General features: G+C 37.6%; 17 protein-coding genes and 1 pseudogene. 9 read left to right on the top strand and 9 right to left on the bottom strand.

Annotation, left to right across the window (positions count from 1 at the left end; genetic code table 11):
• The first annotated feature begins 103 nt into the window (after nt 1-103).
• Complete coding sequence (locus tag ACF8D3_RS03660; RefSeq protein WP_392470214.1) at nt 104-895, top strand: DUF4198 domain-containing protein; 792 nt, start codon at nt 104-106, stop codon at nt 893-895.
• Between the two features lie 55 nt (nt 896-950).
• On the opposite strand, the gene ACF8D3_RS03655 is transcribed toward ACF8D3_RS03660, so the two are convergent.
• Nucleotides 951-1,634: an epoxyqueuosine reductase QueH gene (locus tag ACF8D3_RS03655; RefSeq protein WP_392470213.1), complete on the bottom strand. Its 684-nt coding sequence runs from the start codon at nt 1,632-1,634 to the stop codon at nt 951-953.
• Between the two features lie 370 nt (nt 1,635-2,004).
• On the opposite strand from ACF8D3_RS03655, the gene ACF8D3_RS03650 reads away from it, so the two are divergent.
• Nucleotides 2,005-2,925 carry a LysR family transcriptional regulator gene (locus tag ACF8D3_RS03650; RefSeq protein ID WP_392470211.1) on the top strand — a complete coding sequence of 307 codons (921 nt, stop codon included), beginning with the start codon at nt 2,005-2,007 and terminating at the stop codon, nt 2,923-2,925.
• 11 nt (nt 2,926-2,936) lie between these two features.
• Here ACF8D3_RS03650 and ACF8D3_RS03645 read toward each other — a convergent pair whose 3' ends face one another.
• Nucleotides 2,937-3,392: a DUF441 domain-containing protein gene (locus ACF8D3_RS03645; RefSeq protein WP_061523831.1), complete on the bottom strand. Its 456-nt coding sequence runs from the start codon at nt 3,390-3,392 to the stop codon at nt 2,937-2,939.
• A 126-nt stretch (nt 3,393-3,518) separates the two neighbouring features.
• Nucleotides 3,519-3,956: an Rrf2 family transcriptional regulator gene (locus ACF8D3_RS03640; RefSeq protein WP_061392146.1), complete on the bottom strand. Its 438-nt coding sequence runs from the start codon at nt 3,954-3,956 to the stop codon at nt 3,519-3,521.
• A 105-nt stretch (nt 3,957-4,061) separates the two neighbouring features.
• On the opposite strand from ACF8D3_RS03640, the pseudogene ACF8D3_RS03635 reads away from it, so the two are divergent.
• A pseudogene (locus tag ACF8D3_RS03635) lies at nt 4,062-4,940 on the top strand (NAD(P)/FAD-dependent oxidoreductase).
• A 49-nt stretch (nt 4,941-4,989) separates the two neighbouring features.
• Here the strand turns inward: ACF8D3_RS03635 and ACF8D3_RS03630 are convergent.
• The gene (locus ACF8D3_RS03630; protein WP_392470209.1) at nt 4,990-5,850 is read right to left on the bottom strand and encodes a hypothetical protein; all 861 of its coding nucleotides are present in this window, start codon (nt 5,848-5,850) and stop codon (nt 4,990-4,992) included.
• Nucleotides 5,851-6,296: 446 nt separating this feature from the next.
• Here ACF8D3_RS03630 and ACF8D3_RS03625 point away from each other — a divergent pair, with 446 nt between their 5' ends.
• Nucleotides 6,297-6,857, top strand: a complete 561-nt coding sequence (locus tag ACF8D3_RS03625; protein ID WP_004880004.1) for a TetR/AcrR family transcriptional regulator — start codon at nt 6,297-6,299, stop codon at nt 6,855-6,857.
• Between the two features lie 126 nt (nt 6,858-6,983).
• Here the strand turns inward: ACF8D3_RS03625 and ACF8D3_RS03620 are convergent, their stop codons facing one another.
• Nucleotides 6,984-7,763 carry a ferredoxin--NADP reductase gene (locus ACF8D3_RS03620; protein WP_004880003.1) on the bottom strand — a complete coding sequence of 260 codons (780 nt, stop codon included), beginning with the start codon at nt 7,761-7,763 and terminating at the stop codon, nt 6,984-6,986.
• A gap of 118 nt (nt 7,764-7,881) precedes the next feature.
• On the opposite strand from ACF8D3_RS03620, the gene tsaA reads away from it, so the two are divergent.
• A complete protein-coding gene (tsaA, locus tag ACF8D3_RS03615) occupies nt 7,882-8,586 on the top strand; it encodes a tRNA (N6-threonylcarbamoyladenosine(37)-N6)-methyltransferase TrmO (protein WP_392470306.1) in 705 nt (234 codons plus the stop codon).
• A 10-nt stretch (nt 8,587-8,596) separates the two neighbouring features.
• On the opposite strand, the gene ACF8D3_RS03610 is transcribed toward tsaA, so the two are convergent.
• Nucleotides 8,597-9,859 carry an MgtC/SapB family protein gene (locus tag ACF8D3_RS03610; RefSeq protein ID WP_392470208.1) on the bottom strand — a complete coding sequence of 421 codons (1,263 nt, stop codon included), beginning with the start codon at nt 9,857-9,859 and terminating at the stop codon, nt 8,597-8,599.
• A gap of 225 nt (nt 9,860-10,084) precedes the next feature.
• Here ACF8D3_RS03610 and ACF8D3_RS03605 point away from each other — a divergent pair, with 225 nt between their 5' ends.
• A complete protein-coding gene (locus ACF8D3_RS03605) occupies nt 10,085-11,842 on the top strand; it encodes a GspE/PulE family protein (protein ID WP_392470206.1) in 1,758 nt (585 codons plus the stop codon).
• A 132-nt stretch (nt 11,843-11,974) separates the two neighbouring features.
• Here the strand turns inward: ACF8D3_RS03605 and hemP are convergent, their stop codons facing one another.
• On the bottom strand, nt 11,975-12,145 hold the full coding sequence (hemP, locus tag ACF8D3_RS03600; RefSeq protein WP_004661888.1) for a hemin uptake protein HemP: 171 nt from the start codon (nt 12,143-12,145) through the stop codon (nt 11,975-11,977).
• A 177-nt stretch (nt 12,146-12,322) separates the two neighbouring features.
• On the opposite strand from hemP, the gene ACF8D3_RS03595 reads away from it, so the two are divergent.
• The gene (locus ACF8D3_RS03595; RefSeq protein ID WP_392470204.1) at nt 12,323-13,234 is read left to right on the top strand and encodes an NUDIX domain-containing protein; all 912 of its coding nucleotides are present in this window, start codon (nt 12,323-12,325) and stop codon (nt 13,232-13,234) included.
• 1 nt (nt 13,235) lies between these two features.
• On the opposite strand, the gene ACF8D3_RS03590 is transcribed toward ACF8D3_RS03595, so the two are convergent.
• The gene (locus ACF8D3_RS03590; RefSeq protein WP_023012553.1) at nt 13,236-13,793 is read right to left on the bottom strand and encodes a tetratricopeptide repeat protein; all 558 of its coding nucleotides are present in this window, start codon (nt 13,791-13,793) and stop codon (nt 13,236-13,238) included.
• Nucleotides 13,794-13,814: 21 nt separating this feature from the next.
• Nucleotides 13,815-16,226, bottom strand: coding sequence for a penicillin-binding protein 1B (gene mrcB / locus ACF8D3_RS03585; protein ID WP_392470202.1), 2,412 nt, complete (start codon nt 16,224-16,226; stop codon nt 13,815-13,817).
• 234 nt (nt 16,227-16,460) lie between these two features.
• Here mrcB and ACF8D3_RS03580 point away from each other — a divergent pair, with 234 nt between their 5' ends.
• Entirely contained in the window at nt 16,461-17,369 is a 909-nt protein-coding gene (locus tag ACF8D3_RS03580; protein ID WP_004879991.1) for an NAD(+) kinase, read from the top strand.
• Entirely contained in the window at nt 17,366-17,638 is a 273-nt protein-coding gene (locus tag ACF8D3_RS03575) for a YeaC family protein (RefSeq protein ID WP_136458442.1), read from the top strand. The genes ACF8D3_RS03580 and ACF8D3_RS03575 overlap by 4 nt, the downstream gene beginning before the upstream one ends.
• Nucleotides 17,639-17,706: the final 68 nt, after the last annotated feature.

Raw genomic sequence — 17,706 nt, 5'->3', positions numbered from 1 at the left:
ATAAGTTCAGGTCAAAAAAGATATTATGTAATGATAATTATTTTCATTTATGCGTTATAATGCAAAACATACATATTTAGATGACAACTTTCAGGGTGGAAAAGTGAAAAAATTATTAATCAGTTCATTGCTACTTGTTTCTGGCTATAGCGCTGCACATGAACCGTATGTTGCACCAATTGCCTATACAACTGAACAAACACAAGTGGCGATTATTTCTGGTTATGCAGAAGAAGCTTTAAACAGTGAATATGCTTTGAAAGATGCAAAATTTGAGATTACTGCGCCGAACAATACCAAAACCAGCATTCAAGCTGATTCCAAACTTGGTTCAGCGACAGTGTTTGATTTGAAATTGCCAGAAGCGGGCACTTATCTGATCCAAACTAAGGCATCTTATCCATTGAAATACGTACAAGATCAAAAAGAATGGAAAATGTTCTTTGATATGCCTGCTGATAAAGCACCTGCAAAAACTGAGCGTGATTTTGTGATTCCTGCGGATCTAAAAGCTAAAAAAATTAGCCCAGTAGAAATCACGCGTGAATGGACGTTATTGACTTATGTGAGTAAAGAAAAACATACTCCCGTTCAAGCAAGTACAGCACCGATTCAAGTTGAGTTTTTAACGCATCCAAATGAGTTAAAGGCCAATCAGGCAGTAAAAATTAAAGTATCGAAAGCCAATAAAGCCTTAGCAAATGCCGAGGTGGTGATTCGTGCCAAAGGTGCGACCGATAAGCAAGGAATTAGCTTGAAAACGGCGGCGAATGGCAGTGCTGAATTGTTATTTCCAAAAGCTGCTGAGTATTTGATTGAAGTGAGTGAAACGGTGGATGTGAAACAAAAGCCAAGCAATCAGTTCTATAGCATTATCAGTGTTTCTGTAAATTAAGATGTGAAAAGGCTAATTCACTAGAATTAGCCTTTTTATTTCGATTTCATTTTTATTAATTGGACTCATCATCCATCGCATTACTATAAAATTTCACACCCAGTTGAATTCGGTCACGACCATTGCTCATGCGCCAGCGATTGGTATCTCTAAGCGAATAGACGCAGCCACAGTATTCTTGTTGATAAAATTCTTCTCGTTTGCTTATTTCTAACATGCGTACAGCGCCGCCATGCTTGCGCCAGTTGTAATCCCAATATTGAATATCGGGATAATGAGCAGCGGCACGAAGCCCACAATCATTGATTTGCTGCATATTCTTCCAGCGAGAAATGCCTAAAGAACTACTAATTAAACTAAATCCATGTTCATGTGCGTAGAGCGCTGTTCTCTCAAAACGCATGTCGAAACACATGGTACAGCGAATGCCTTTTTCAGGTTCATTTTCCATTCCTTTGGCTCGAGCAAACCAGTTATCGGTATCGTAATCACAATCGATAAAAGGGATATTATGCTTTTCGGCAAAACGGATATTTTCTTCTTTACGAATCAAATATTCTTTGACTGGGTGAATATTAGGATTATAGAAAAAGATAGAGAAATCGATACCAGACTCTATCAGTGTTTCCATGACTTCGCCTGAACATGGGGCACAGCATGAATGCAACAGCAATTTGTTATGACCTTTCGGTAAGCTGAGTTTTTGGCGTTCAAGCGTCTTTTGGCTTTGACGTGTCATGGTTTTATAAGGTCTACAGAAATCCAGCTGATAGTTTAAAAGTTTTAATAAATGATAGGGCTTGGATTGAATGAAATGTTTTCAGTTCAAACTGAAATTTTTTAACTGCCGATACTTGCTGCGTACTTAGCCGTCCTATCGTTTAGTATTCTCAATTTTGTGATGATTGAATAGGTGATATTTCAAATAATTAAATTTCATTTAATAAAATAACAATTAAATAGAATTCATGTTGAGACTATCTCATTAATGCTATGTTAAGATGAAAACAATTCAATTAATAAATTAAAGGGCAGCAGCTTATCCTTTCTATCTGTGCATTGACTAGATTTAGATTAAAGGAAAGTTGTTGTTTTTCTGGTTATTATTCATGTTAGAACTTCGTCATTTAAAAACGCTTCTTGCTTTAAGAGAGCATGGTTCATTGGTCGCTGCGGCAGCAGATTTATGTCTCACACCTTCAGCAATTTCACATCAATTAAAAGAACTTGATCATTGGTATGGCGTTGAGGTAGTCAACCGCCGTAGTCGTCCTGTGGCTTTCTCTAATGTGGGGCAACGACTGCTTAAACTGGCGGATGATGTATTGCCGCAAGTTCAAATTGCGCAAACAGATATTACTCGTATTGTGCATGGTCAAACTGGACGTATCATTTTTTCATCTGAATGCCACAGTTGCTTTGATTGGTTAATGCCTTTGCTTAATCAATACCGTCAACAATATCCTGATGTTGACCTAGATTTTGCAGCAGGTTTTGAATCTAATCCACATGAATTATTACAGAATGCAGAGTTTGATTTACTTATTACCGCCGATCCAATTGCTTTGAAAGGGATTGAATATTTTCCAATTTTTGAATATGAATCGCGTTTAGTATTATCAACTACGCATCCATTAGTGCGTGCTGAAAAAGTTTTGATTCAAGATTTGGCAGAAGAAACATTGATTACCTATCCTGTCGATAAACATCGTTTGGATATCATGGCGCATCTGTTTATCCCTGCAAATATTCATCCAAAGCACATTCGGACGACCGATTTAACGCAAATGCTGATTCAATTGGTTGCAAGTGGACGAGGTATAGCGGCTTTACCAGATTGGGTTGTCAATGAATATGAACAAAAAGGATGGGTGGTCAGCCGCCGTTTAGACTGTGTATCGACAAAAGGTTTAAGACGTACACTTTATGCGGGCTATCGTACAGAAGACACAGAAAAGAGCTATTTTGAGGGCTTTTTAAAGCAGTTGGAAAAGTTTTCACAAAAGCGTGCAGTTTATTATGAACGCTGATCGTGCTTAAACTAAGACTTACCAATCAAAACCGATAATATTCCTGCTGCGATGAGAGGGCCAACTGGAACTCCTCGTAGTAGGGCAACGCCTGCAACAGTCCCGATTAATAAACCCGCGACGACATCTGGTTGATTGCTCATGAGCTTCACTCCACGGCCACCCAACCATGCCACTAATAGTCCGACAGCGATCGCGAGAAGTGATTTCCAGCTTACAAAAGATTTTAGAATACTTTCACCGCTTAGTTTGCCACTTGCGATTGGCGATAGTACACCAATGGTCAAAATGATGATGCCGACATTAAGCCCATGTTGCTGTATAAAAGGGAAAAACTGATCAAGAGGCGTAAGCTTCACGAGAATCAAAACACCAGCAGCCACGGTCACGGCTGTATTATGACTAAAGATTCCACAGCCTAAAAGAATCAACAATACAAGTAAGTTAACGTCAAATTGTGAAAACATAGCGGAAGAAATTAAAAACAAAGTTGAATTGTATTGTAATTCTCAACTCGATGCAGATAAATTTGGCGAATTTTTACATTGAAAAATATGTCTTGATGACGTTGGTTTTATCTAGCGTATCTGCAATTACTTAAAAGATTCCTGAGTACAAATCTGATCAAACCCCAATGCCAGATCGGCAAGTGTCGTTGCCTTGAGTTGGGTAAGTAAGATCGTTTGCGCTTGATTCATTGCATCATCTAAAGCAGCATTTACGACTCTTTCGACAGCACAATCTGGATTTGCTCTTTCATTGCCCATTGCAAAAATAGTTGGCTCGCCAACCGCATTATAAATATCAAAAAGCGTAATTTTACTTAGGTCTTCAACCAATGACCAACCGCCTTTAGGACCTTTTTCAGAATGAATAAAGCCTGCTTTTTTCAAGCCAGCCATAGTCCTTCGAATCACCACTGGATTGGTAACTAGCATTTGCGCTATTTCATCAGAAGTATAAGTCTTGTTATTTCTAGCCATGTGTAAGAGCACATGTAGCATTCGTGAAAGCTTGCTGTCTGTTCGCATAAGGTAGGATTGTAAAAGTTAAAGTTGTCTTAATGTAACATCAAAAGTTGCAAAATAAAAAGAATAGCTTTATTGTAACTTTAAAAGTTACTTATGGGTGTGATTATGATTTATGATGTTGCAATTATTGGTGGAAGCTATGCGGGTTTAGCAGCTGCGTTACCTTTGGCTAGAGCGAGACGAAATGTTGTCATTATCGATGCAGGAGAAAGGAGAAATCGCTTTGCCGAATTTTCTCATGGCTTTTTGACTCAAGATGGTACGTCTGCAAGTGAAATTGCGCATATTGGCAAACAGCAATTAATGAAATATGAAACTGTGAATTGGCAGCAAGGCAAAGTAAAGCGAGTTGAAACGAAAGATGGGCATTTCCATGTTTGTATTGATGGCGTTCAATCCTTAACAGCAAAACGTTTGATCATAGCCACAGGTATAAAAGATCAATTACCCGAAATTAAGGGAGTTTCAGAGCGATGGGGAACCAGTATTTTTCATTGTCCATATTGTCATGGTTATGAGTTAAATAAAGGCAATATTGGAATCATTGCCTCATCAGAACATTCTATCCATATGTCGATGATGTTGATTGATTGAGGGAGTGTCACTTTATTCTTAAATAATCAAGGTATTGATATAGAAACAGAACAAGCACTGCAAGCTCGAAATATCAAGATTGAAAAAAGAAGGATTAAAAAAATTAATGGAGAATGCAATATTGTTTTAGAAGATGATAGCTCGGTTGCTTTAGATGGGGCGTTTGTGAGTACACGATGTCTAATTAATCAAGAGTGGATTGTTAATCTAGGATGTGAGTTAGAACAGAACTCTATGGGTGAAATGATTAAAACCAATACATTGAAAGAAACTTCAGTTACTGGTGTTTTTGCTTGTGGAGATGTTGCGCGTTTAGGTGGTTCTGTTTCATTGGCTGTAGGAGATGGAACAATGGCGGGCGTAGCAGCACATAGATCACTATTGTTCTAAATGACAAGGTCACTTCAATATTGAGTATAGAAATGACCTTGATCTAAAACTAAGCCAGTTTTCGGAAAGTTTCATATTGATAAGTTGCAATTTGCTCATCCCAAAATTGCTGCCATAAATCACAGTATTCCAAACAGATTTGACGAATTGCTGCGTAATCTGATTCGACGCATGCTTGAGCAAGTACAAACCATAAATCATCTTCATGATCATCATCTGCCGCTTCAGCTGTTTCATCATGTGATACGCCGTGTACATAGTAGTAACCGCCATCAACATCAAATCCAATAGCTTTGGTTGCTTGACGTAAAGCAGGGCTAAACAGAATAACTTCTTCTTCTGCTACAGCAAGTAGAGCCGAAACAGCTTGGTAACGATCAAATGAACGTTCTAAATAGTTTCGAACTTGTTGTGCAATAATTGATGGTTGGTAATTATTACGCTCAGATTGCGATAATTCAAAATCACCAAGCACATCTTCAAACAATGGATAGTGCGCATATTGAGGATTACCAGAGTAATAGCCATCTTTATCAACTGCAGGACGGAAACCGAATTCATCCAGAATGTTAAGATTTAATAAAAAGCGAGGATACATCTTCGAACCCGATAAAAGACGTGGCTCAAGTTGCTTGGTTTGAAATTGTGCCATCAACAACGCATCTGTAAACACTTGGACAATGGCATGTCGATATTCTAAATGAATATGTTTTAAGGTTTCTTTATCAATCAAGCCATCATTTAATAGCTGGATTGCGGGGTGCTTTGAAACTGGATGATTTGAAATTTCTGCGCGTAATTCTTTCAGAAAATTCAGGTTCTTATTCCATAACGTTTCAGAAATACTATTTTTCATTCCGTCTATAGCTTTCTGTCTAGGGTTGTCAAAATCTTCGAATTTTTTTGGCATAGTCTTCTACTCAATGAATTAATATTATTGCTTTTTCCAATTATATAGTTTCGATTTGCTTTGGTTGCTTATGAATATAACTATTAGATCAACCAAATACCTTTTTATTGGATAATTTAAATATAAAATGATTTTTTTGTGAAATCAATTTATTAAACAATCTGAAAAATTAAAATAAACTTTGTAGATTTAATCTATTTTTAAGAAAAGGTGAGGTAGTTCACTTAATATTTTAATTTTTTAAGAATCGAAAGATTTTTTTACAAATTAGCTTGTCTGTGTGTGACTTTTTGCTTAATTTATATAGGTGTAGATAAGGTATTTTTAGCTATTTTCTGTAATACTCATAAAATAATATGAAGGAACATGGTTGCCAGAATTATCCAGCTTTAACCGTGTCTAAATAATACATTAAGTTGTTTTTAAAATTCTAAAAGGATAATAACATGTCAAAAAAAGAAGATATTATTGAAACGGCTCTTAATCTCTTTAATCGCCATAACTATAGCTCGGTTGGGGTTGATCGAATCATTAGCGAGTCAGGTGTAGCAAAAATGACTTTTTACAAGTATTTCCCATCTAAAGAAAGCTTGATAGAAGAGTGCTTATCACGTCGAAATAAAAGCATCCAAGCTGCAATTGAGTATGAGGTGAGTTTACAAAAAGAAGATGACTATCTTGGCAAAATTAAGGCAGTCTATTTTTGGCACTTAGCATGGTTTAACTCAGATGACTTCCATGGTTGTATGTTTCAAAAAGCATCATTAGAAATATTACAAACCTATCCCTCTATTATCAAACCGATCGTTGAATATAGAGAGTGGTTAATGGGTTTGGTTGAAGGTTTATTTGAAAAGGCAAAGGTCTATCAACCTCATGTATTAACGTCGATGTACATTAATATTTTGGATGGAATGACTGCATATGCAAAAGTGAATAAAGATCATCATCAAATTGAAGAGTGTTGGTATTATATTGAGCGATTAATATCACTCGATGCTGCCTAATTATTAAGTTAATACTTAATAATATATTAAAGCTTTTTAAATTTTAATATTTATTTAAGTGGTTGTGAAGTTTTAATTAATAAATAAAAAACCGAGGTATAAACCTCGGTTTTTTTATGATAGGTATTATTTTTCAACGAATGCGCGTTCGATTACATAATCACCCATTACACCCATACGTGGTGATTCTACTAAACCATGTTGGTCTAATAATGCCGCAACGTCTTTCAAGAAAGCAGGGCTACCGCAAAGCATCGCTCGGTCAGTTTCACGATTGAAACGTGGTAAACCAATTTTTTCAAAAAGTTCACCAGACTCGATTGCTGTCGTTACGCGGCCTTGAGTGTGGAATGGTTCACGAGTAACTGTTGGGTAATAGACCAATTTATCTTTGATACCTAACTCTTGGAAGAATTCATGGTTAGGAAGCTCGTTTAAAATTAAGTCTTGATATGCGAGTTCAGAAACGTAGCGCGTACCGTGTACCATGATTACTTTTTCAAATTTTTCGTAAGTTTCTGGATCACGTAGTAAAGCTAAGAAAGGCGCAAGTCCAGTTCCAGAAGATAAAAGGTATAAATTTTTACCAGGTAATAAATCATCGTGTACTAAAGTACCTGTAGGTTTTTTAGAAATAAGGATTTCATCACCCACTTGAACTTTTTGTAAAATGGAAGTTAAAGGACCGTCTTGTACTTTAATAGAGAAGAATTCTAGTTCTTCTTCATAATTCGCACTCGCGATCGAATAAGCACGCATTAAAGGCTTACCATTCACTTCAAGTCCGATCATCACAAACTGACCATTTTTAAAACGTAAGCTAGCGTCGCGTGTAGTTTTAAAACTGAAAAGTGTGTCATTCCAGTGGTGAACATCAGTAATGCGTTCAACGTTAAAAGCAGCCATTAAAGGTCTCGATCACAGTTAAAAGAAACAGATTGCTATTCTAATCTAAAAACATTCTCGATAAACTGAATATATTTAATTGTGTTTATCAGAAAAAGTGATGATTAACTCTGTTGTTATGCCGATCATTGGGTATATGCATTCACCTTATAACGAAAAATTCGGCATACCGAGACAGCCCAACCTGGTCCAAGTCGAGTCCTACATTGATATGATTGAGCCATACAATGATATTTTAGCTTTCGAGGGGATCGAAGAGTTTAGTCATTTATGGTTACTATGGCAGTTCCATGAAAATAAAAATAATGATAACTCTTTGAATCAAATGTCTAAATTTCGTCCTCAAGTACGACCACCACGGCTTGGCGGGAATCAAAAAATAGGTGTTTTTGCAACGCGAAGCATGTATCGACCTTCGCCAATAGGTTTATCTGTTGTGCGATTTTTGCGTGTTGAAAAGCAAGGAAAGACACTTCGGCTGTATGTAACTGGAAGTGATTTATTAAACGGCACGCCTATTTTAGATATCAAACCTTATATTCAATATTCTGATGCAATTGCAGATGCCGTGAGCGGATACGCACAAGATGTGCCTAAACGTAAAAACATTGTTTGGTCAGAATCAGCTCAAATACAGCAATTTGATTTGATAAAAGCTGATGCTTCAATCAAAAAAAAGCTAGAAGAACTGGTTGAAGTTTTATCTTTAGATCCACGCCCTGCATATCATGACGACGAAGAGCGAGTATATAAGATGAAATTTTCAGAGTGGGATGTAAACTTTAAAATTGTAGATAACCGAATCTTTATTTTAAGCCTATAATATTGAAGACTTAAATTCTAAACCACAATAGGATAGCCAAAATAGCCATATGTACAATTTGTGCTGGAACAAATGCCAGTGCATAATGGTAGCCACCAGTTAGGCCAGCATTGATGCTTTTAGAAATAGAATGTGCGAGTAAGCCAACCATAAAGGCGATCAATAAAGGCATTGATTGAGCTGTCTCTGGTTCACCTTGTACCACAATTGCAGCGATAGCAGCATGTATTTCGAATAGGGATGCGATCACTGTACCCAGTATAAGTCCTGTGCTCCCTAACCATAGGTTAAGTGCATAAATTGCAACTTGGATACCTGATAACGCAAATGTGATAATCACAGCATTTTTAAAACTAAACATTTTTGAGTCTGTATCAATCACATGATCTATCGTGTCAGATCGGCGCATCAGATACCAAGACCAAATGAACAAAATAAAAGTTGCGATCAAAGTCGGTAAGAAAATGAGTTTTAACCATGCAAAACTGATACTTGCAACAATGATCAACATTTGAATAAGTGTTGAAACACAAGACATCAATGCTGCACCAGCATTAACAATTGGATCAGCATTATTATTGCGTACTTCCATGCCTAAATTGGCGACTGTTGCGGTACTTGAAACAAAGCCAGAGGCTAAAGATGAAAGTGCCAATGCGTTTTTTGAAGAAAGTAATCTTTTGGCAATATGTGCTAAAGCTTGAACAAAAAGAATAAGGCTAAGTAATTTTAGGATCGTATATGGGTTTAATACAGGACCCCAAAAAGCTTGATCAGGAACCAGTGGTAATCCAATTAAAACTAAAGAAAGAAGTAATACACCATCGCGTAGTTCATTTTCACTGATCCATTGATTGGCAATGCCATGTAGAGATTCTTTTGCCATGAGTAAAATAGTTAATAAAACGGCGAGTCCAGCAGCTAATGTGATATTCCAGATGCATACCGCGCCAATAAAGTAAGTCATGATAAAAGCAAGTTCAGTGGTTACACCTGGGTCTTCTTGCTGGTTTTTAAGAGAAGCGATACTCATTGCCCCAACTAAAAGTGCGCCAACAATGCCAATAACAAAATTGAATAGAAAGCACAGCGTTCCTAATAAAGCTGCAATGGCAAAAGTTCTAAAACCTGCAAATGTTTTGCTTTTATGTTTTCCTTTACTTCGTTCGCGTTCTAAACCGATAAGTAAACCACACCCTAGAGAGACTGCAAAAATCATGATCAACTGATTAAATGGTGTATCTTGTAGCGATAATGTGATGACATCATTCATATGTAATCTCTTTGATTATTTACTTATTTTAAAATCGGCTAAGGCTTCGAACTTTGTTGGTGATGTTCTATGACTGGATAACAAAAAATTAGTCAAATTTCTGTGATGAGTAATTCGTTATCTATATGTTTTTATAATGCATTTAACGCAAAATAAACAGTAAAAATGATCTAAATTTTTTCAAGAAAACTCTGTTATAGTATAGTGCTTAATTGGGGTATAACAATGACGTTTAACTTTGAAATCGATATATTTTGGTGTTTAGAACAATTACAAAAAGACGGGCGTATTACAGAGCGTGACAAGTTGTTAATTCAAACAACACACCGTCAAAAAGATCAGTTGAAATGGCATCCATTACAATGGATTGCGAGTTTTAATCTAAAAGATCAAGTAAATCCTGCTACAAACTTAACACTAAATCGCTTATGCCAATGGCTAGCTGAAAAAGCACAAATTCCTCTATATGTGATTGATCCACTAAAAGCTGATGTGACTGCATTAACCAGTGTTATGTCACAAGAATTTGCTGTACGTAACCATATTTTGGCGGTAGAGGTACATGCTGAAAAACTTCTGATTGGTACAAGCCAACCGTTTTCTTTGGAATGGAAAAATAACTTAGAACGAAGTTTAGCGCCGAAAAAGATTGAAGCAGTTTTACTGAGCCCAGAACAATTACAGCGTTATTTGGTGGAATATTACCAAGTGAGTCGTGCTGTTAATTCATCACAAAATGCCAATCTTTATGATCGTGAAAATAAAGGGGTTGAAGCATTATTACAATTAGGGGATACACAAAACCCTGATGCAAATGATCAGCATATTGTCAAACTTGTAGATTGGGTATTGCAATTTGCTTTTGAACAAGGCGCTAGTGATATTCATTTGGAACCAAGAAAGGATAAAGGAAAAGTACGTTTTCGTATTGATGGTGTATTACATACTATCTATAACATGCCTGCAAATACGCTTACGGCTGTGATTTCGCGTATTAAAATTTTAGGACGTATGAATGTCGCGGAAAAACGTAAACCGCAAGATGGCCGTTTAAAAACAAGAACACCTAAAGGCCAAGAAACAGAATTGCGTCTTTCTACTTTGCCAACAGCTTTTGGTGAAAAGCTTGTAATGCGTATTTTTGACCCTGAAGTGTTGGTACGCAGTTTCCAACAACTTGGATTTGAAGGTCATTTGTTACAAAGCTGGCAATCGCTCACTCAGCATAGTCATGGCATTATTCTGGTGACTGGGCCTACGGGTTCAGGTAAGACTACGACTTTATATTCATCGCTAAAACAGTTGGCAACAGAACAAGTTAATGTCTGTACGATTGAAGATCCTATTGAGATGTTAGAGCCAAGTTTTAACCAAATGCAGGTCAATCCAAATATTGAACTTGGTTTTGCAGATGGCGTGCGAGCTTTAATGCGTCAAGACCCTGACATTATTATGGTAGGTGAGATTCGCGACCATGACACAGCGAACATGGCAATTCAAGCAGCATTAACAGGGCATTTGGTCTTATCAACCTTGCATACCAATGATGCACCATCAAGTCTTACCCGGTTACATGATCTGGGTGTTCAGCCATTTTTAACCGCAGCGACCATTTTAGGTGTATTGGCGCAGCGTCTGGTACGTCGATTATGCCCACATTGTAAGCAAGAAACACAAATGAATGAGCAAGAGTGGGAGCATCTCACCTTTGACTACATCATGGAAATGCCAACGACAATGTATAAAGCTGTAGGCTGTGAGGTTTGTCGTCAAACGGGTTACAAAGGTCGTGTGGGTATCTATGAGTTTATGCCAGTAAGCTTGGAACTAAAATCATTGATTAGTGCAAATGGCACGCTTGATCAGTTGAGAGCGAGAGCGAAGAAAGAAGGCATTGAACCTTTGAGAATTGCTGGTGCGCGTAAAGTCATTGAAGGAGTCACGACTTTAGAAGAAGTATTAAGGATTGTACCTTTAAGTTAATTGTGAGTTAAATGATCGATATGGTTTTCAGATGTGGAAATCATATTGATAAAATCTTAAGCAAAACAAAAAGAGCAGTACGCGCTGACATACTGCTATTCCCACGTTTATTCTTATTCGGTTATTATTATATTACTTCGTTAAAATCAAACGGTTATTTCGAGTTAACCGTAAACGATATTCTTCACCTGCATGCATAATTCTAATTTCACGCCCTAAAGCAAAAAGGTTGTTTGAATGTAGCATTGGTAGCGATTGAGCTGCATCAGTGCTGCGAGTAAATAAGTTAAATGGTGCGTTCATTTGTTATGCTCCGTGGTGTATTTCTTAATGTTTTAAATGATAATCATTATCGAATAGACCTGTCAACGGAAATTTTTATAATTTACAAAATGATTTATTTATTTCCTAAAATGGCATGGGAAAGATTGTTTTAATTACTTAAAATTAACTGGAAAAGATGAGAGATTTTAGACTGTTATGGCAAAAGCTACAGTTGATGTTGCAATCGCAATTTTATTACACAAATCCAAAGTTTTAGTGGGTTGGAGACAAGCTAATCAGCATCAAGGAAATAAGCATGAATTTCCTGGTGGAAAGGTGGAAAAAGGGGAAACACCTGAACAAGCGTGTAGAAGAGAAATTTATGAGGAGGTTGGAATCGGTTTAAAAGATTGGCATAGATTTGATGTGATATGTCATGAGTATGATGACATTATGGTAAATTTACACTTATTCCATGCTTATGTACCAGAAGAATTACTTAGCTTAATTCATCAGCCGTGGGTATGGTTTGACCGCGATCAACTCGCAGAGCTAAACTTTCCTAAAGCAAATGCTGCAATTTTAGATCGTTTGATTTGGCCGCATTTAATAAAAATAAATCATGAATTATCCGCTTTACCACAACAAGAAAGCTTATTTTATTGGCGGACTGAATTAGCAGATATAAAGCAAATTGAACAACAACTGCTTGAATTAGATGATCGGCAGTTAGCTAAGTTAGCTATTAATTTTGATATCTGGAAACGCTTAAATACTGAGCTAAAAGACAAAATTTCAACCATTCACCTAAAACAATCACAACTTATGAGTTTGAGTAAAGGTGATCTAAATATTAGCAAACGTTTTTTAGCAGCATGCCATGATGCGGTATCAATTCAACATGCACATCATTTGGGTTGTGATGCAATCCTGCTTAGCCCTGTAAACGCGACAGCAACACATCCAGATACGAAAGTTCTAGGCTGGGATAATTTTTCGGACTTAGCACAGAGGAGTGATATTCCAGTTTTTGCACTTGGTGGTGTTGCACCAACAGAAATAGAACAAGCCCAGAAACATCACGCTTATGGGCTTGCAGGAATAAGTCAATTTAATTCAATAGTATAAATTAAAGTGCCTGAATTGCTTTCTTGGCTTCTTGTGCTTTGACGGGATGATTACGTGCTTGACTCGCACGTAATACGATTAACCAAAGTTGTTTTTTCATCGCATTGCTTTGAGCATAGCTTAAACCACGACGTGCTAAGGCTTCTGCATTTGCATATTCCTTATTCTGTTCGGCAATTAAGCCTAGATACAAATAGGTTTCAGAAGCTTGTGGAGCGATGCGTTGTGCTTGAAGTGCATAACGCTCAGCCTCAGTATATTTGCGTTGTTTAAAGGCTGTTTGAGTCTTTTGCATCAAGTTTCTAAAAGCAGGAAGTTGGCTTCCGTCATTAAACTTCTGTTGAACTTTTTGCTCAGGAACAATCACAGGCACATTTTGACGTTTAATTTCTTTCTGCTCATAAGGCGTAATTTTGACGCCAGAAGAAGGTTGTTCAACTTTCTTCTTTTGAGTCTTATTTTGCGTTGAGTGAGTTGGTGGTTTGGTTGTTCTTTCAGGTGCAGCTGTACAGCCAGCAAGAACTAATGCACCAATAATCAATGTAATTTTCTTCATCATACTAAAAACATCCTTGTAGATTTAGTTGTCACCGTTGTAACTACCGCTTGAAATAACGCGGCTTGGAGCTGTGTGATTGTTCAGGTCAGCATCCATTTGGTTTTCACTTTCTCGAATATAGTTAGTGATGCCATCGTTGTGATCATAATCCTGATTTTCATCAGTTTGAGGAATATATGTCGGCTCCACTTCATAATGTGATTGGCCACATACCGTTGCACGACGTGGAACAGTTTGTCTTAATAGTGGAATATACATTGCACCATCACAGCCTTGAGCAGATAAATCACCAGTTGCACTATCAATCCATTGCCACTGAACATTATCTGTTTGACGTAGATTAACTGGTTCTTGGCGTAGTTGCTTCATCACATTAATCCAAACAGGTAAAGCACCTGATGAACCCGTTAAACCTGTCACTTTGTTATCATCTAAGCCTAACCATACAACCGCAAGATTATTACCAGAGTAACCAGCAAACCATGAGTCACGGGTATCATTAGTTGTACCTGATTTACCTGCAAGATTGAGAGTTTCAGGAAGGCTGTTATAGGCAGAGCGGCCTGTACCTGAACGCATGACTTGTTGTAAACCATAATTCAGAATATAGGCAGCAGCTGGATCAATGGTTTGTTGAACGTTTAAACCATAACGATCAAGTAGGCGACCTTTAGCATCAACAACTGTACGGATCGAGCGTGGTGGATATTTAAAGCCACCCGTTGCAAAGTTGCCGTATACGCTCAGGACTTCCATCGGTGACATATTTACAGCACCAAGGTAAATAGAAGGGTAGGCTGGAATGTCAGAGCTAACACCGAATTGTCGTAATTTATTACTAAATGCAGCAAGGCCAAACTCATTTGCCAAACGGACTGTCGATAAATTATATGAGTTCGCTAGCGCTTGTTGCATTGGAACAACGCCGTGTTCACCGCCACTATAGTTCTTTGGTGTCCAACTCTTATCGCCATCAATAGGAATATTTACAGCGCTATCTTCAATCGGGCTAGCCCATGTATAGCGGCCTGACTCAATCGCATTGAGATAAATAATAGGTTTCAATAATGAACCTACTTGGCGTTTGGCATCTAAAGTACGGTTAAAGCCTGTAAAGTCTTGGGTTGAGCCTACTGCTGCAATGATTTCACCATTTTCTGGATGTGCAACAAGCACAGCACCTTGTAGGTTCTTTAAGCGAGCAGGATTATTTTTTGCTAAACGCTCAACTGTACTCTTGAATGAGTTTTGAACCTGTGTTTGTGCGATAGGATCAAGCGTTGTAAAAATTCTCAAACCTTGATTGGTAATGTCACTTTCTTGATATTCAGTGCGTAATTGACGACGAACGATATCAAGGAAATCAGGGAATTTTGCTGGCCCTAAAGTTGGTTTATTGACTACATTTAAAGGACGAGCAATTTCATCTTGGTATTCTGCTTCTGTGAGATAGCCCATCACCAGCATGTTATTGAGCACGACATCACGACGTTTTTTTGCTGATTCAGGATTACGCCAAGGATTATATAAAGAAGGACCTTGAACTAAGCCGACTAAAAAAGCTTGTTGTGAAATATTTAACTCACGTAACGGTAAACCAAAGTAAAATTGTGAAGCCAAACCGTAGCCATTAATTGAATAGTTACCATTTTGACCGAGGTTTACTTCATTTAAATAGGCTTCAAGAATCTCATCTTTGCTGTAGTGCAACTCAATTAACAAAGCCATTAACGCTTCATTAACCTTACGCTTCAATGTTTTTTCAGGTGAAAGATAAAAATTCTTGACCAACTGTTGAGTTAAAGTAGAACCGCCTTGACGTCGACCACCTGTGATATTGCTAACTACTGCACGGGCAGTACCACGAATCGAAATACCATGATGATGATAAAAATTACGATCTTCGGTTGAAATTAACGCTTCTATGAGTGTTTTAGGAACTTTGTTTAATTTAATAAGTACACGGTCTTCATTATGCTGAGGATAAATTCCCCCAATCAATAATGGCTCTAAGCGTGCGATCCCCGTATTTGATGGCTTGGTTGAGCGTACATCACTCACTTGACCATCATTGAAAGCAAGTTCTAATACTTGTTCAGGGTCGGTACTATCACCATAGTCAAAACCGCGTGTATGAACATACATTTGGTTTCCTTGAACAACATAGCTACCTGATTTGTCGTAATTCGCTGTGTTTTTGTAGCCGAGCAATTTCAATTCTTGGGTGAAATTATCTTGAGTGATTGGTGCATTCGCATAGATCTCTAAAGGCCGAGCAAATACCTTTGCAGGGATATCCCAACGCTTACCTTCAAACTTGTCCCGAATGATATTATCTAAACGGATCAAATAGATACTAAAGGCAATAAAAACACCGATCACTAAAATTGAAAATAAAAGTGCTAGAAAACCAATACCACGTTCAAACTTCATAGATTTGCGTTAAAACCAAAACAATGGTGGTAATGATGCGATAGCTTGTCAGTAATTTGCAATCATAAAACTGTGAATAAATAGCAACATGCAATAAAAACTTTAAGAATCCGTTGACATTAATCGTATAAAAAAACAACGGATAGACATTTTTATACTTTTTAATCAATCATCAACGCAACATTGATTGTTAATGATATGATAGTCAGGAATCGCAGCGGAGCTGAATTATTCGTGCAAATTTCCCATAAATCCTTTCGAAATATTGGTCTAATTGGGCGACCAGATAAATATTCTGTAGTAGAAACGTTATGTTTAATTCATGATCATTTGATCACTTTAGGCTTAAACCCAGTTTTTGACCAAGAAACGGCAAAACTTGTACCTTATAGTCACGGTCAAACAGTAAGTCGTAACTTGCTGGGTGAAGTTGTAGATCTTGTGATCGTCGTTGGCGGTGATGGTTCGCTGTTACATGCTGCGCGTGCCTTGGTTCGCTATAGTACGCCAGTCATTGGTATTAACCGCGGTCGTTTAGGTTTTTTAACTGATATAAAACCTGCTGAAGCCATTTTTAAACTTGATCAGGTATTACAAGGCCAATTCCAGCTCGATCGCCGTTTCTTATTGGAAATGGAAGTTCGGACGAATGGTGAAACGATTTATGATGCAATTGCGCTAAATGACGTGGTATTGCATTCGGGTAAATCAGTTCACATGCTTGATTTTGATTTGAATATCGATGGTCAGTATGTGTACCGCCAGCACAGTGATGGTTTAATTGTTTCAACACCTACTGGTTCAACAGCTTATGCGTTGTCGGGTGGTGGGCCGATTCTACATCCTAGTATGGATGCAATTGCTCTTGTTCCAATGCATCCTCACACATTGTCATCTCGTCCAATTGTGGTTGGTGGTCAGAGTGAAATCAAAATTACAATTCGTGAGAATCGTGTTTTGCCAATGGTAAGTGCTGATGGACAACACAGTGTTGCATTAAATGTTGGTGACACCGTGCATATTCGTAAACATCCGTTTAAACTTAGCTTATTACATCCGCCTGGTTATGACTTTTATATGGCTTGCCGTACTAAACTGGGTTGGAATCAAGATTTTGAATCTTTTCAACAGGATGAATCATGAATATTGAACAAATGCTCGCTATTTTAAATCCTGAGATTGTAGAGCGCTTAAAAACTGCTGTTGAAATTGGTAAATGGCCAAATGGTGTGGCTTTGACTAAAGAGCAACGCGAAATTTGTATGCAAGCTGTTTATGCTTGGGAAATGGAAAATTTACCGAAAGAACAGCGTAGTGGTTATATTGACCGTGGTACTAAAAAAGATGGTGAAGAGTGTGATGATGATCATCACAAAGATGAACCTGAATTTAAGCCGATTCGGTTTGTTTAATTTAAAAGCCCAGTGATGACTGGGCTTTTTTGTGTAGCTAATTTGCACCTGAACCGATCAATATAATG

Origin of the sequence: Acinetobacter sp. YQ_14 (assembly GCF_043102985.1) — a bacterium.
In the GTDB taxonomy this organism is placed as follows: domain Bacteria; phylum Pseudomonadota; class Gammaproteobacteria; order Pseudomonadales; family Moraxellaceae; genus Acinetobacter; species Acinetobacter venetianus.
This window is presented reverse-complemented; position numbering and strand designations above follow the sequence as displayed.